Origin of the sequence: Hymenobacter telluris (assembly GCF_017313265.1) — a bacterium.
Classification (GTDB): Bacteria; Bacteroidota; Bacteroidia; order Cytophagales; family Hymenobacteraceae; genus Hymenobacter; species Hymenobacter telluris.
On sequence record NZ_JAFLQZ010000002.1, the window covers coordinates 118,806 to 134,383 of the forward strand.

The 15,578-nt window shown below is 54.7% G+C and carries 9 protein-coding genes; 5 read left to right on the forward strand and 4 right to left on the reverse strand.

Going from position 1 to position 15,578, the window contains the following annotated elements; all coding sequences use genetic code 11:
• Positions 1-16: 16 nt before the first annotated feature.
• On the reverse strand, positions 17-3,586 hold the full coding sequence (locus J0X19_RS02890) for a PAS domain S-box protein (protein WP_206980804.1): 3,570 nt from the start codon (positions 3,584-3,586) through the stop codon (positions 17-19).
• A 196-nt stretch (positions 3,587-3,782) separates the two neighbouring features.
• Positions 3,783-5,159 (reverse strand): sigma-54-dependent transcriptional regulator, encoded by a 1,377-nt coding sequence (locus J0X19_RS02895; protein ID WP_206980806.1) that lies wholly within the window; start codon positions 5,157-5,159, stop codon positions 3,783-3,785.
• Between the two features lie 598 nt (positions 5,160-5,757).
• Here J0X19_RS02895 and J0X19_RS02900 point away from each other — a divergent pair.
• Both J0X19_RS02900 and J0X19_RS02905 read left to right on the forward strand, forming a co-directional pair.
• A complete protein-coding gene (locus J0X19_RS02900) occupies positions 5,758-7,677 on the forward strand; it encodes a T9SS type A sorting domain-containing protein (RefSeq protein WP_206980813.1) in 1,920 nt (639 codons plus the stop codon).
• Between the two features lie 134 nt (positions 7,678-7,811).
• Positions 7,812-8,048, forward strand: a complete 237-nt coding sequence (locus J0X19_RS02905) for a hypothetical protein (RefSeq protein ID WP_206980815.1) — start codon at positions 7,812-7,814, stop codon at positions 8,046-8,048.
• Between the two features lie 85 nt (positions 8,049-8,133).
• Here J0X19_RS02905 and J0X19_RS02910 read toward each other — a convergent pair whose 3' ends face one another.
• A complete protein-coding gene (locus J0X19_RS02910; protein ID WP_206980817.1) occupies positions 8,134-9,771 on the reverse strand; it encodes a hypothetical protein in 1,638 nt (545 codons plus the stop codon).
• 765 nt (positions 9,772-10,536) lie between these two features.
• Here J0X19_RS02910 and J0X19_RS02915 point away from each other — a divergent pair.
• The gene (locus tag J0X19_RS02915; RefSeq protein WP_206980819.1) at positions 10,537-12,264 is read left to right on the forward strand and encodes a lysophospholipid acyltransferase family protein; all 1,728 of its coding nucleotides are present in this window, start codon (positions 10,537-10,539) and stop codon (positions 12,262-12,264) included.
• A 63-nt stretch (positions 12,265-12,327) separates the two neighbouring features.
• Here the strand turns inward: J0X19_RS02915 and J0X19_RS02920 are convergent, their stop codons facing one another.
• Positions 12,328-12,879: a DUF4468 domain-containing protein gene (locus J0X19_RS02920; RefSeq protein ID WP_206980820.1), complete on the reverse strand. Its 552-nt coding sequence runs from the start codon at positions 12,877-12,879 to the stop codon at positions 12,328-12,330.
• Between the two features lie 993 nt (positions 12,880-13,872).
• Between J0X19_RS02920 and J0X19_RS02925 the strand changes: the two genes are divergently transcribed.
• Together J0X19_RS02925 and pyrF are read left to right on the forward strand one after the other, a co-directional pair.
• Positions 13,873-14,694: a dihydroorotate dehydrogenase gene (locus tag J0X19_RS02925; RefSeq protein WP_206980822.1), complete on the forward strand. Its 822-nt coding sequence runs from the start codon at positions 13,873-13,875 to the stop codon at positions 14,692-14,694.
• Positions 14,695-14,758: 64 nt separating this feature from the next.
• The gene (pyrF, locus tag J0X19_RS02930; protein ID WP_206980824.1) at positions 14,759-15,520 is read left to right on the forward strand and encodes an orotidine-5'-phosphate decarboxylase; all 762 of its coding nucleotides are present in this window, start codon (positions 14,759-14,761) and stop codon (positions 15,518-15,520) included.
• The last annotated feature ends 58 nt before the right edge of the window (positions 15,521-15,578 follow it).

Here is a 15,578-nt window from a genome sequence, read left to right on the forward strand (position 1 = left end):
TGAGCTGTGCACTGGTTTATAGCCCTGGGAAGTCTTGCCGCAGCCCAGCTATTACCTGGGCGGTTACCGCACGAACCAAGGCAACAAGCTCCTCGATTTCGGGGAGGGGCAGGGGCGTGTCGCGGCAAGCCTCGAGCCGGCGAATGGGGGTGTGTAGCTGGCGGATGTGCAAGCCATCGAGGGAGCTTTTTAGGCTGTGAGCCGAAGTAGCCAACTGTTGATAGTCGCCGGTGGCAGTGTATTGCTCCAGGTCCTGCACTGCCGGTGGAGCGGTTTGGATGAACAGCTGAGCCAGCCGCCGAACAAATTCCTCGTTGCCGTGCGCGAGCCGGCGAATACCGCTCAAGCTGTAAAGAGGCGAACTGACTACTGCGTCTTCCTCAGTTACTGCCGGCCCAGCACTGCCAGCCTGTACCGTTGTGCGCTGGCCCAGGATGTTGCCAATAGCCTGAAATAGTTCTTCTTCCCGGAAAGGCTTCGATAAGTAACCCGAAAAGCCGGCTTCTAGGTACTGTTCTTCTTCGCCGCGCAAGGCGTGAGCGGTGAGGGCCAAAATGGGCGTAGCGGCGCGCGCCGCGTCTGGATGCTGCCGCAGGAGCCGAGTAGCGGTTATGCCGTCCATGCCGGGCATCTGAATGTCCATCAGCACCACATCGTAGGTTTGTTGCCCAAACAAAGCCAGTGCTTTCGGGCCGGTACCGGCCGTGTCGACGGTCCAGCCCCAGTTGCGCACCAACGATTCAACCAGAAACTGGTTGATGGCGTTGTCTTCGGCCAGCAGCACCCGCCGCGGCCCCAAAGCGCGGTAATCAATGGGTTGAGCAGGCAGCTCAGGGCGGGTAGCCGGGGTGGTTAGCTTGAACGGCAGCGTGAAGCTGAAAGTGCTGCCTTCGTTGAGCTGGCTTTCGGCGCTCATGGTGCCGCCCATCAGCTCCACTAAGTTTCGGGAAATACTCAGGCCCAGCCCCGAGCCGCCATACTCGCGGGCCGTGCTGGCCGAGGCTTGCGTGAACGGCTCGAACATCTCCTGAATCTGGTGGGCCGGAATGCCCGGACCAGTATCCCGCACCGTAAACTGAAATAGTTGCTGCTCGTCGGGGGAGTTGCTCAAGGGCTGGCAGGCCAGCAGTACCTGGCCCCGCTCCGTAAACTTAACGGCGTTGGAAAGCAGGTTCAGCAGGATCTGGCGCAACCGGTATGGGTCGCCCAGCACGGTGGTGGATACGTTGGGTGAGGGAAGCGTGAGTGTGAGACTAATGCCTTTCTCTTGGGCCCGTGGTAGCAACGACTCCCGGCTGGCCTGTAATACGTCGCGCAGGTCGAAGGCAATGGTTTCGGTGCGAACTTTGCCGGCGCTCAGTTGGCTCATGGCCAGCACATCGTTGATAACCACCAGCAAGTGGTCGGCGGAGTGGCGAATATGGTCCAGGTACTGGCTTTGCTGGTCGTCGAGTGGCGTTTTGGCTAGCAGTCCGGCAATACCCAGAATCCCGTTGAGAGGGGTCCGAATTTCGTGGCTCATATTGGCCAGAAAGTTCTGCTTGGCCTGGGCATTTTCCTCGGCCGCTTCTTTGGCGGCCCGCAAGTCCAGTTGAGTACGTTTCAGCTCGGTGATGTTGCTGTCGATGCCAAGCACCTGCACGCTGCCATCAGCCAATACAAACGGCCGCTTGATGCTGTGAAACCACAATATCGTGCCATCGGGACGAGTGAACGTTTCTTCCTGGGCCATTTCCTGCCCGGTTCGGATAACCTGCTCGTCTTGAAGGCGGTAGCGCTGGCTGTCGGCTAGGCTTACCGGCCGCTGACCCAGCTGGGTGTTTACAATCTGGGCCGGGGTCATGCCGTACAATTCGGCAGTGGCCCGGTTGGCTAGCAGATAGTGGTCCTGGCTGTCTTTCAGGTAAATAAGATGTGGCGTAGTGTCAATTACTTGGCGGAACAGGCGGTTCTGCTCGGCCAGTCGGCGGTTGGCAGTGCGGCGTTGCTCATCGGCTACTTTCCAGCGGGTAATGTCTTCCGCGGTGCCCACTATCTGCCGTACTCGGCCTTCACTGTCCCGCTCGAAGGGCGTGGTAGTGATACGCAGCCACCGCACCGACCCGTTGACGTGGGTAAGGTGATACTCCATCGTCACGATTTCGCCATCAGCAGCTTCTTTCATCTGCAGTACGTGCTGCCGCAATTTCTCGGCCTCGCTCTCGGGCATCAGCGAAAGGAGTGCTTCCGCTCCCATTGCCAGAATTTCGTGGCGGCTGTAACCCGTAATGGTTTCGATGTAGCGGTTGCAGTATACGTTGCGCTGCTTCTCGTAATCGTAGATGTAGATGAGGTTGGGCACCGTATTCGCCACCCGGTCTTGCAACATCCGAATCTGGCGCAGCGAATCTTCGGTGGCTTTGCGCTCGGTGATGTCCTCGGCACTGCCCACCATCTGCCTGATGGTCCCGTCGGCGTCGCGCATAAATACCGAGCCCTGAATTTTCAGCCACCGCCAGCCACCATGTTGGTGGCGAATACGCAATTCGTACTCAATATTCTGCTCATCGGTGAGGAATACCAATCGTTCCGTCAGACCTTCCAACTGCTGTTGCCCTGCCTCATCAAGGAGCTGCGGAACGATATTGCTACCGAAGGCAAGAAGCTGCTGCTCGGTGTAGCCCATGATGCGCTCCACCTGCTGATTGGCATACACAATGCGCATTTCCTGCACATCAAACAGAAACACGATGGCCGGGATGGTGTCGTTGATGCGGGCCGCAAATAGCTGGCTATGGTGAAGCTCTTTCTCTGCCTGTCGCCGGGCCGTAATGTCTGTGAGATACACGTTGGCGGCATCCTCATCCGGTAACGGAACCACCGTCCAGAGGTAGTGGTGGCCGTTGAGGCCGCGCTCCACCGTTCTGGTAGTGGCTGCGGCAAGGGCATATGCTACCTCTCGCCGCAGAAATTCCTGCTCGGCTTGCCACTGAGGCTGGGCCAAGGTGTGCAGCACCGGCCCGGCGGCGGGGTTGGCGTAGCGGGCCTGACCGTCTTTGCTGAAGCAGATGATGGGTTCCGGGCTGGACTCTGCTAGTTGGGAAAGCTCCCGGACACGGGACAGAATGCGCTGCTGCTGCGTTACGTCCTCATAGCTCCACAAGTGCAGCACAGTACGTCCCTCCTGCACCATAGGCAGGTATTCGCATTGCAGGATCTTGTTGTTGGCTAACGCAACCAGATGAGTTTGGCGTGTTTGCGTGGCCCTAGCATCTTCAATCTGCTGCCGCGTTTCAGCAGGCTTAGCAAACGGTATTGCCTGCGAGAGAAGCTCCGCAGACTTGGTGCCGACGTACTTACCAGCTGGTTCCTGTAAGCCTAGCAACTCGCAAAAGCGCTGGTTTACGAGCATGGTCCGCAGGTGCTCGTCTTGGGCCAGTATGCCCGCACTCATCGTTTGAAGCAGCGCCTGAAGTTGGCCCGCCGCCGATTCCCGTTGCTGCCGGAGCTGTTCACGCAGTTCCTGAAGCTGTAGCTGAGCGGTTCGTTGGGTACTACGCGCCTGTCGCAGTTGGCGTTGCTGCTGGCGGTACGCAATAGAGGTCATAGGAGATACTAGAAGAAAAGCGTATTATATACAACTACGATATAGAAGCCGGTTTGGAGTTGGGAAGCCGGAAAATGCCTGAAATATAGAGTGAGCCACTAAAACGCACCAACAAGAAACCGCTTTTCAGCGTGCTAACCCAGCAGTAGCTGGTTCGCACGCTGAAAAGCGGTTTGCTGCAAGCGTATGGTATCAGTTACCGCAGGCGTACCTCATTGTTTTGGGCCATACGATAAATGGTTGATTTGCCGATCTGCAACTTTGCCGCCACCTGCAAAATGTTGCCTTGGTAGGCATCGAGGTAGCGCTGCACAATGTTGGCCACTTGCACCCGCAACGACTCATTGCCAATGGGGGTTATTGTGTTCAGGTTGTTGGTGGCATTGCCCTGCACCCGCAACGATAGGTCCTGCGGACGGATGGTTTCGTCTTCGGCCAGCACAGCGGCCAACTCAACTACCGCCTTCAACTCGCGCACGTTGCCCGGAAAAGGGTATTGCAGCATCATGTCCTGAGCTTCCGGCGAAAGTGAGCAAGGCGCCATTTTGTTCTGGTTGCAGAAGTCTCGCAAAAAGGCATCCGCCAGCAGCAAAATATCATCTCCTCGTTCACGTAGCGGCGGCAGCACAATAGGCAAACCCAACAGGCGGTAGTACAGGTCTTCGCGGAAACGGCCTTGCTTTACCTCTTCGGCAATGTCGCGGTGGGTGGCTACCATGAGGCGGGCGTCGAATGGTATCGGCTGGCCGCCGCCTACCCGCTGCACTTCGCGTTCCTGTAGCACTCGCAGCAGCTTGGCCTGCAAATCCAGCGACAGTTCCCCGATTTCGTCGAGAAACAGCGTGCCTTGGTGTGCCTCCTCAAACCGGCCAATGCGGCGGCTGATAGCTCCGGTAAAAGCTCCTTTCTCGTGCCCAAACAGCTCGCTCTCCAGCAATTCGTGCGGAATAGCGGCCACGTTTACGGCCACGAAAGCACGGTTGCGGCGCGCCGACTTGTAGTGGATGGCCTTGGCTACCAATTCCTTGCCGGTACCGGTTTCGCCGCTTACAGATACGGTAATATTGGTCCGAGCCGCTTTTTCAATCAGAGAAGCCAGGTGCTGCATCTGCGGGCTTTCGCCCAGTATGGCCCGCCCTGGGTCGTATTTCTGTCCAATCTGCTCTCGTAGTCGGTCGTTTTCACGGCGTAGCTGCAACTGCTTGCGCACGTTGCCTACCATATTCCAGAGTCGGTCGGCGGTTTCCTCGTCTTTCAGCAGATAATCATAGGCACCTTGCCGGAGCAGGCCAATGGCGGTACGCACGTCTTCCTGCCCCGAAATAACAATTACCGCTACTTCGGGCAGGCGCTCCTTTATCTGGCGGAGTACTTCGTCGCCTTTCCCATCGGGCAGGTTGTAGTCCAGCGTAATAAGATCGGGCTGTTCGTGTAAGTGAGCAAGGCAGGCTTGAGCAGTGGTGAAGCGCTGAATCTGGTTGTCGGGATTCTGGGCAAGTTTATATTCAAGCAACTCGCCATACCAGGCGTTGTCCTCGACTACGAAGATGTTAAGCGGGGATGAAACAGACATAAGCAAATAGGATACTGGACTGGCTATTGCGGAGAAATCGGGCAAGCATGAATGCTGGTGGAAGCAGAAATGCCGGTGCGATGGTGGGTGTTCTGCTAGCGCAACGGAGGTGGAGTGTGGGGGAAGGACGCGAGTATAATAGGGAAATATGGGCTTTACCATCTTTTCCCGAATTAGGAATGGGAATCCAAGATAAGGACAATATAGTTTTTTTATAATTTATTCAAATGCCTGTTTATCAGTGCTATTGCAGCTAAACATAAACTTGGCAATTTGATTGTATTAAAGGAAGACACGCCTAACAGTCTCCCACTTTTCAGAGCTCGTTCCCATGAAACGTACGTTCTATTCCCAGATTATCAGTGTTTTGAGTTTGTGCCTGTTTACGCTTGTCCCAACTTGGGCTCAAAACCAAACCGGGCCGGCTTACTATTCTACTAGCGGCCGTTCCAGCTTTAGCCGGGCGTGTTTGCTTGGCATCACTTGTGGAAATATTACAAATGAAGCCCGGGCAGTAGATGCCGACTTCAACAGCTACGCTACCCTCCGACCTGCCACCCTAACGCTAGGCCTTTCTCCGGTTGCGCTACGGATGCATATGGACGCAGCAGTGCCCAAAAACCACCGGGCTGGTGTGGTAATAGGGGCAGCTACTGGTTTGTCGGCCATTGGCACGGTTACGCTCCGTACCTATCTCACCGGCGACCCCGCCCCGAAGCAAACCCTGGACGTAACTGCGTTGGCCTTAGTGGCGCTGGGTAGTGCTACTCCTGGGCGGGTGGAATTTCTGGCCACTCAGTCTTTCGACCAGATAGAAATAGAAGTGAATTCGTTGCTCAACGTGAGCTACGATGTACGCGTGTATTATGCCTACGGGGTGGATGCCAACGTAGTAGAAACTGCGCGCGGGGTGGTATCCCGCTTTTTGGCGCCAGCAGCTGGCGTCAACTACAGCACGGCTGGCGTCGATAACAACAACGTGCAGGTGTGCGTCAATTCCAACGTGCTTAATCCCGAACAGGCCGTTGACCAAAACTTAAACAACTATGCCACGTTCGGGACCTTTATAGGCGTGAGCTGCCCGAACACGCTACGGGTGAAGCTGGAAGCCACAGCTCCTGCCGGCTACCAGGCTGGCTTTGTGGTTGGGCAACAGGGCGTGCTGGATCTGAATGCGTTGGCGGGGCTCCGGCTGACCACCTACAAAAACGGAGTAGTTCAGGAAACCGCCACGGGTATTCAATTGCTGAACGTAGCTGTATTGGCGAACGGAAGACAGCAACTAAGCTTTCCTAGTACGCTGAGCTTCGACGAGGTGCAGCTCACCAGAGCCAGCGCCGTTGGCGTACTCGACAATTTGGCTGTTTACTACGGCTTCGGGTTGGAGCCAAGCGTATTCCGTGACCAGACGCCGGTGCTATCCAATTTTTCCAGTGGTGCCAACCAGTTCGACGTAGCTTCCAACGGTGTGTTGTGCGTGTTGTGTGCCAACGTGAACGTGCTGAACCCCGAACGGGCTGCCGACAACAACTTGAATCCCAACGACTATGCAGTTATGCGGACTGGCTTGGCTGGCGCAGTTACTTCGTCGGCATTGCGCCTGAACCTCAATGGCACGGGCGTGGCTGGCAACGCCGCCGGGGTGGCACTCAACCAAGGGGCCGGCCTACTGAATACACAACTCCTAAACGGCATTACCCTGCGCACGTACGGTGGCACTAATGGCGACCAACTGCTAGAAACGGCTGGCGGCAGCAGCCTGCTTCAGCAGGGTTTGCTGCCCGATGGCCGGGTGGAAGTATTTTTCCGGACCACCCAGAGTTTTCAGCGGGTGGAAGTGGAAGTAAGCAACGCAGTGGCTCTGCTCGACCAAACCCGCATCTACTACGCTTTTGCGCAAGACCGTCCTATGGGTTTCCCTACTACCATTGTTCCGGCGGCGGCCCCCCTGCCAGTGGAGCTACGCGCTTTTCAGGCAACGGCAATTGGCAACGACGTGGCAGTAACCTGGCAAACGGCTTCGGAGCAGAGCAACAGCCATTTTGTAGTAGAGCGAGCTTCGGGAGCTGCTAGTGGCTTTGTGGCAATAGGCACAGTGAAAGGAGCCGGCACCAACGCCAGTAGCCGCGCTTACAGCTTCCGAGACGAAAGCGCCGCTGTACTAGGCAAATCCACGCTCTATTATCGGTTGCGGCAGGTAGATGCCAACGGCCAGGAAAACTTCTCACCGGTAGCCACGGTAGCCATAGCCAAGCAGTTGGAGCTGCTGGAACTGTACCCAAATCCGGCAGCATCAGCAGCGGATGTGCAGGTGCGCATTGCCGCTTCAGAAGCTACAGCAGCCAGCACCCTACTTATTTACGATACGCGCGGAACCTTGCTGCATAAACTTGATGGCGTAAGCAACTCTCTGAAAATTAGTGCTCTACATTTGACTTCCGGCATTTACAACGTTATATTAGTTGGTGCGAAAGGCCAACGCCTGAGTGCTCAGCGCTTAATTATATCGGGAAACTAGTAACCTGGTTGGATATGATTACGTTGGGGGCTTACTAGCACTCGAGTATCGAATGTCAGGTAGCCGCTCTGATTGCCTCATCTATTGCTACACCGTCATCAACTTAACGCCACTGGAAACAGCAAGTCAAGATTATGGAAGTAGAAGAAGAGTTTCTGCACAACGCTGCAAGTATGGCACGTTTTGCCGAAGAGGAAATCAAACAGTTCATAACCTGGACTGGAAAGCGCAGCCCTTACAATCGCTCGGCCGAAGAAATAAAGGCTAGGCTCCAAACGATAGTGGCTGATATCAAGCTCCTCAAAAAGGAATATATGGACATCAGTAAGAAAGATTCTTCTTCGTTCTGGCATCCGAGCGCCACACAATAAGCTTAGCGCTACGCCCCGCTTCCTATAAACGATAACGGCCCCACCAATTTTTCTTGGTGGGGCCGTTATCGTTTATAGGAAGTATTTACTCTGCATCGGTACGGAGTAGGCGTGCTACCTGACGGCCGTCGCTGGAGCGGGCCAGATACAGGCCTGCGGCTACCTCGGTGCCAGGCTGCCAAACTACTTCTCCGGTGGGGCGGCTTTTGAGCTCAGCTACTTGCCGGCCCAGGCGGTCAAAGATTTGCACCGTCTGTACGCCAGGCTGGGCAAGCGTAAAGCTTACGTGTCCCCGGAACGGCGTGGGTACAGCCGCCAGCGGCGTAGCATTGCGGGCATTTTTAGTAGCCAGCGTAGTGTTGGTCACGCGGAACGTGAGCGTCTGCTGCGTGGTGCCTTTGATGGGGCAAGCATTGTCGGTGGTCGTGACGGTGCAGTAGTACAACCCTGGGCGCAGGTTAGCTGGCGGTAGCCAGTTGAGGACGGCCGTAGGCTGCGCACTAGGGCCGGAGGCCACAAAGTCGGCATTGGGCAACACCTGCTCAGCATTGCTGGTCATGGTTACTATCTGGGTATTATTGGCATCGGTACCTGCCAGTTGCAAGTTCACCAGTTGCCCCGCCGTTACGGGTATAACCGTATTGATAGGCGTTGTAGCGGAACTGTTATTAATGCGCAGTGGAGCAAGTGTAGGGTTTTGGTTGGTACCGCAATCCACCACAATGAACATCATGTCGCGCCGGGTGCTGCCCACCAGGGTGTAAGTACCATTCAAGCGGCGGTACTCATCAACCTTTACCACTACCACATACTTGTTGGTAGCTTGGTCGGCAGTTGTGTTGCCAGGATTATACAATATCGGCTTGAAGGACATAGACCCCATAGCCGAATCGAAAAGGAAGTAAGGCACAGCTGTTTTTACAGGACAGCTTCCCGTGAAGTTGTAAGAAGCCAGCGGGAACGTGGGAGTGTACACGTTGCCACCAGTCAGGCTGGCTAAGCAAGGAGGCCCACCGGCCGATATATCAATGTATCCTTGGGTTCCGATTCCAATATTCTTGTAAGCCAAGGGGTCATTACAGTTACCCAATGGCTGAACCAGCGAATAGACCAGCGAGTCGCCATCAGCATCTACAGCCAAATGGCTGAAAGTGGTATTCAGGTTATAGCCTACAAACTGCGTTTGAATAGTAGCAAAAGAGGCCGAGTTATTTGTAATGACTTGTCCAGCAAGGCTATTGCGAAGAACGGCCTCGTAATAGATATTGTCTTGCCCTACTATGTTAGCTGTTTCGGGGCGGGCATTGTCCGTGGCACTAATGCGCCATTCGGCACGGGGAGGCAAGGTTATTTCTACTTCGTAGCGGCCGGTTTCATAATTAGTTGGTAAGCCAACGCCGCAGGGACTAGCGCCCCCAACGGCCGTTGCGCAGTAGTCGCTGCCAATGGTAGAGCCGCCAACTAGGGGTGCTACAATATCGGCCGGGTCACCGGAGGCAGCAACGCACCCACCACTACGGAACTTGAATGTAGCCGTAGTATACAAAGCTGCTCCACTACAGTCGCGGTACACGCGCAACGTGAATTTATAGCGGTTAGGCACACCCGCCACGGCAGTATAGGTGAGCTGACCACCTAAGAAGTGCGACGCCTGGCTGGCATGCATACCTAGCAATAGCAGCAGGAGCAGCAACAGATGAGAAATACGTAATGATTTAAGCATATGTGGTAAATGATTGGAAGTGAATGATGAAAGGCAAACTAGCAACAATTATGCTACATATATATTCTTGATTATATAAAATCTTGGTTGTGCTTACCATGGACTCCAGATTTCTTCAATCCAGGAAGTGGCGTTACAGGACAGGAAGAGCAATAGATAGCTGCCCTAGTAATAGCCAGGTATGCCACGCAATCCGATAATAATGGTGCCAGCATATATATGAACATCACAGCTGCTGCATGGCTGTTTTAAAGCTAGGTAGCGTGTGTTATTAGGCTGCGCTCTGCCAGCTAATTAAAGTGGCAAACATGGCACAGGGGAGGGGTGCTGGTATTAGGTATAAAGAATATATTATAAATGCAGTGCTTTAACTCAACTTTGTAAGTAATTGAAATAGTGTTGGGTAAGACTTAATGAAACACGCTCTGGATTTCTAACAGCGAATTAATTGCTTGGAAAACAGAAAGGAAATACCTGAGAAAATGAAAACAAGGAAGAATATTAACGTTTTGTTATTCAATTTTTTATCCTAACTTATCGTCCCGACGCCTCGTACTTTTGTGGTGAGTGAAGTACATTGGGTTAATGAAGAAAGTAAAGAGCCGCGCTGCAACGCGGCTCTTTGCACGTTATAGCCCAGCATAATAGCCAATAGCGAAGCTTAATGGTTAGATAACCAGTTCATAACAAGGCGCTAATCTGAATTTCCGAAGTTTGGGTAATTACCCTAGCTACTGTTTAATCGGACTATTTTAGTTGTCTTTTATGGAGTTACTGCCTTCTCGTGGTTTGTCGGTACAGGATACCTTGCGTTGGTCGCGCGATTTTTTGCGTCCGATGTGGGAGCAATTCGCGCATCTGCGTGATTTACAGCAGCTCTACGAGAAATGCCAGCATCAGCAGGGGCTTGCCTTCATTGAGCAATTGCTGCTGCATCTGCGCATCACCGTTCGCTACAATGCCGCCGAACTGCAACGGCTGCCCGCAGGTGCTTTTGTGGTGGTAGCCAACCATCCGTGCGGTCTGCTCGATGGCATCGTACTGCTGCATGTACTGGGCAAAGCCCGGCCTGACTTGCGGGCCGTAGCCAACGATTTGCTGGCGCCTTTACTGCCGCAACTGGCCTCCCAGCTCATTCTGGTTAGCCCGGAACGAGCGGCGGCTGGCCGCAATGTGCCGGGGGTGCGGCGCTTGCTGCGCCACCTGCACAATGATGTACCGCTGTTGCTTTTTCCGGCCGGGGAAGTGGCACATAGTACCAACCCTTTCCGGACTGCCACCGATTCGGAATGGAACCCAACGGCTGGGCGGCTGCTACAAGCGGCGCGGGTACCCGTAGTGCCTGTGTGGTTGAGTGGTCAGAATAGTCCGGGCTTCAGCTTGCTGGGCTTTATGCACCCATTGCTGCGCACGGCGCGTTTGCCGGCTGAGCTGTTCAACAAACGCGGCCAAACAATACAGGTGCGCATTGGGCAGCCAGTCGGGCCGACTGTGCTCGACCGACTGCCTGCCCCCGACCGGTTGGCCTACCTCCGCGCCCGGGTGTATGCATTGGGTACCGCTGCCGAGCGCGACGAAGCTGCATTGCTGCCCCCACTGCCCACGCCACCCGTTACCACCGAAACGGCTCCAGCTCTTATTGAAGCCGACATTGCGGCATTGCGGGCCAGCCGCTGCTTGCTGGTAAATGGCCGCTGGGAAGTATATGTAGCCAAGCGCGCCGAAATACCGAACGTACTACGCGAAATAGGGCGGCTGCGGGAGCTAACCTTCCGGCGGGTAGGCGAAGGCACCCAGCAGCCTACCGACCTCGACAAATACGACGACTATTACCGGCATTTGTTTCTATACGACCGGGAAAACCAGCGCTTAGTAGGAGCCTACCGGCTAGGGCTGGGTCGCGCGATTTTGCGCCAGTATGGGCGGCGCGGGTTTTACCTCCACTCCCTATTCAAACTCAGCCGAGAGCTGACTCCGGTGCTGCGCCAGTCGTTAGAGCTGGGGCGTTCCTTCATCCGCCCGGAGTACCAGCGGCAGCCACTACCACTGGCGCTACTCTGGGAAGGAATTGCCGAATACATGCTGGCACATCCAGAATACCGCTACCTCATGGGCCCCGTAAGCATCAGCAATCAGTTTTCGTCGGTTTCCAAGGCGGTGATGGTCGAATACCTTACGCGTCATTTTTTTGATGCGCAGCTAGCTGCCCACGTGCGCCCGCGCAAGCAGTTTCAATATAAGCCGCTCGATGGCAACAACGCTGCGGTGCTACTCCAAACTGGCCTCACCAGCTTGCAAGAGTTGCAACAACTAATTTGTGGCTTAGAGCCCGGAGGTGCTGGCGTGCCGGTGCTACTACGCCAGTACCTAAAGCAAAACGCCCGGCTACTCGGCTTCAACCTCGACCCCAACTTCAGCAATTGCCTGGATGGCTTTCTGCTGCTTGACGCTCGTACGCTACCTGCGCGGATGCATCGTATGGGTAGAAAATAAATAAGCTGGCTACAGCGGATGCATATAATCCGGTGCAGCCAGCTTAGGCCTCACTTGCACAAGCTATTCTATAGCGCCGGCAGCCGGGCGGCTATTCATGTACGAGCGAAACGACATAGCTATTTCGCTGGCCAAGGAAGTTGCCTGCGCCGTTACGCGCCGGTCGTTGTGGGTGCGCTCATTATTGCGCTCCTTCGCCAACTGCGACACAAATTCTTCAAACGGCACCGTAGTGGTTGGGTTTTTAGCGTCAGGAATAACGCGGAAATACCCTACGCTATATTCATAACCCGTTGGCAAAGTGCGGAATACAAATTCGAAAACAACAGGCCGTTCCTGCATCTGCCCCGAATTGGAAGCCGTCTTCACCTTCACCGTTCCGGATACCCGGATTTCTCCCTTGGTGGCATCAGTCCGGATAACTTCTTTGGGCTTGTAGGTGAAACGGTTCTCGGTCCAATCGAGAGTGCGCTGGTAAAGCACGCTAGCTTCCGCATTTTCGTCGGGTACCCGCTCACTATATTCGATGGGGGCGGCAACAAAATCCTGGGCGTAGGCTGCTGGCGTAAAAGCCAAAAAGCCAGCTACTAACAACCCGCGCAATAGATGTTTCATAGGAAAAGATAGAGGCTAGTTCAGGTGGGGTAAAGATACCATGCACCAATCTTATTGTACTTATAAAGGTTTAATATAATTTTATTAATACAATTAAAGTAAGTGAAAATGCTACTTTGTTTGGTAGAGTTGCACCATAGCTGCCTGTTGTGACCACTCTATACTATATAAGTAGAAGAATAAATCATTATTTGTATTATTTTAAGTTGATGAATTCTGCTGAAGCGGATTTTACAAACAGAGTTTATTGGATAGGTTATCTGAAACAACAAGGTGCGTGGGCTGTAAAATATTGTCGATGTATAATGTAAAATATTGAATTTCAGATCAATAAAATGTATGATATTTTGTCTGGTAATGCTCGATTTCTAAAATTGGCTCAGGAATAAACTTTCTTCAGGCGCGCGGTTTTTTCTGTGGTTGCTTGGTAACAGTGAAATCATTTGGTACTTTTGCTTCGTGCTTCACTCCAATCAAAACTCCTTGATGAAGCGTGGGACTTGCTTGGAAGCTGTCCTGCGAGACAACCGGAAGGTCGTTTTCGCCATTGGCTCTTTTGTTTTTCTGGTTTTTAGCCCGTTCACCGCTCTGGTTTCCGAAGCGGTTTTTTTGTGTTCCGCCAATTCGGGTGATTCACCGACCAACGCTGCTTTTTCCACCCATTACTTCCACCTGTCAGTCAATTCCTGATGGACACCAATACCCTCGCATCGGTGTATGCCAGCAACCGCCACTCAAGTATCTGTCTTAAGCCGATGGTAGTGATTTAGGGGCTGTTGCCGACCTGCTTAATATCCTCACTACACCGGTAGTAAGGCAGAGTGGTTTGCTGAAAGTGACTCAACGCAAGTTGTGCCGTCGGAACGTTCTAGGCTGGAGCCTAGTGGATTTTCATTCCGACAATATTTGAAATAAAGTCCTTCGTAGCCCGACGGGCTTTTTAGTTTCTACGCTATGCAACTCGGTTCCCTCATTTTGCAAAATCCCGTTTGTTTGGCCGCTGCTAATTGGCAGTTGCCCGACGGACTTGGTTACGAGCGGTTAGGCGGCATCTTCACCCGAACCGTCACCATGGAGCCCAAGCCTGGGCTGTATGAGGAAGGTGTCTGGCAGGTAGCCGAGCAAACCCTGCTCAATGCCACCAATATGCGCACCGAAAGCGCCGAAATTCTGGCCCATGAGCATCTGCCTCATTTGCGCCGGTTTGGCGTGCCCGTGTTCGTAAGCATCACGGCACCAGGCATACCGGGCTTCCGCAAGATTGCCCGGTATCTGGCCCGCGAAGTAGGCGACCAGATAGCCGGGGTGGAAGTATATATATCTTCTCCCGATACGGCCAACGGCCAAGACCTGACCGCCAAGTTTGTGCGCGAAGCCACCCAGGCCGTGCGCAACGAGCTAGGCCCCGACGCCGCCGTAGTAGTGAAGCTGCCCCCGTGGCCCGAGCACATTCGGAGCCTCGCGGTGGGAGCCCAGGAGGGCGGCGCTACCGCACTGGCTGCTACCAACATCTTGAAAGCGCTTCACTTACCCGATGATGCCACGGCCGAGCCCCTGGTTGGTGGGTTGTCGGGCGAGGCCTTGCGGGCCGTAGCCTTGCGGTGCGTGTGGGAACTGGCCCACGATGAGCGGATTACGCTGCCCATCTTCGGCACCGGCGGGGTGTTTACGGCCGCGCACGTCACGGACTATCTGCGGTGCGGTGCTTCGGCCGTGCAGATAGCCAGCGGCGAATGGCTGGAGCCCGGCCTCTCGGCCCGCTTGGCGCATGAGTGTGCCCACGTAGCACCCAATTCGAATACAGTAAACCGCTAAGGTGTAGCGCGGAACGGATTTCCTGTGGCTTCCGCGCTACAATTAGATCTTCATTCACACCCCCATGAACAAACTCACTGCCCGCGTTCAGCAAGTTAACTCCCTGCTTTGCGTGGGGCTCGACCCCATCGGCGACGATGCGCAAGTGGAAAGCCGCTTGGTTGAAATCATCGAGCAGACGGCCGAATACGCGGCGGCTTTCAAGCCTAACCTGGCCTTTTTCCTGAGCCGGCCGGGTGGGGTGGAGCTGTTGCAGCGCACCGTACGCCGGATTCCGTCGGAGGTGCTGGTGATTCTGGACGGGAAGTTCGGCGACATTGCCAACACTGCCGACCACTATGCCCGCTTCGCCTACGACGTAATCGGGGCCGATTCGGTGACGGTGAACCCCTACATGGGCGACGATTCCATTGTGCCCTTCGCCCGCGAAGGCAAGATGGTGTTCGTGCTGGCCAAAACGTCCAACAAGCCCGCTCATTCCCTGCAAGATGTAGCCCTCACCCAGGGCGGCACCCTCGCCGACTACACCACCGGCGTGGCGCAGGAGCTCAACGAGCAGCACCACAACATCGGGTTGGTAGTAGGTGCCACCAATGCCGAAGCCGTAGCCCGTATCCGGAGCATCAGCGCCCAACAGTGGTTCCTGGTACCCGGCATCGGCGCGCAAGGCGGCGACCTGGAAGCTACCCTGAATGCCGGCCTGCGTGCCGACGGACAGGGACTTCTAATCAACGCTTCACGCGCAATCTGGCAGGCCTCGGATGCCGCGGCAGCAGCCAAAGAACTGACCGCTCAAATCAACCAGCTGCGGCCGGTAGGCGTGTAGCCTCATCTGGAACGCTGGGCCTTGCCAGTCTAACTTCTGAATTCTCACATCTAAGTTC

Coding starts and splice junctions, on each gene's coding strand:
- J0X19_RS02890 (WP_206980804.1), bottom strand. CDS start 3,586: ATGACCTCTATTGCGTACCGCCAGCAGCAACGCCAACTGCGACAGGCG.
- J0X19_RS02895 (WP_206980806.1), bottom strand. CDS start 5,159: ATGTCTGTTTCATCCCCGCTTAACATCTTCGTAGTCGAGGACAACGCC.
- J0X19_RS02900 (WP_206980813.1), top strand. CDS start 5,758: ATGGACGCAGCAGTGCCCAAAAACCACCGGGCTGGTGTGGTAATAGGG.
- J0X19_RS02905 (WP_206980815.1), top strand. CDS start 7,812: ATGGAAGTAGAAGAAGAGTTTCTGCACAACGCTGCAAGTATGGCACGT.
- J0X19_RS02910 (WP_206980817.1), bottom strand. CDS start 9,771: ATGCTTAAATCATTACGTATTTCTCATCTGTTGCTGCTCCTGCTGCTA.
- J0X19_RS02915 (WP_206980819.1), top strand. CDS start 10,537: ATGGAGTTACTGCCTTCTCGTGGTTTGTCGGTACAGGATACCTTGCGT.
- J0X19_RS02920 (WP_206980820.1), bottom strand. CDS start 12,879: ATGAAACATCTATTGCGCGGGTTGTTAGTAGCTGGCTTTTTGGCTTTT.
- pyrF (WP_206980824.1), top strand. CDS start 14,759: ATGAACAAACTCACTGCCCGCGTTCAGCAAGTTAACTCCCTGCTTTGC.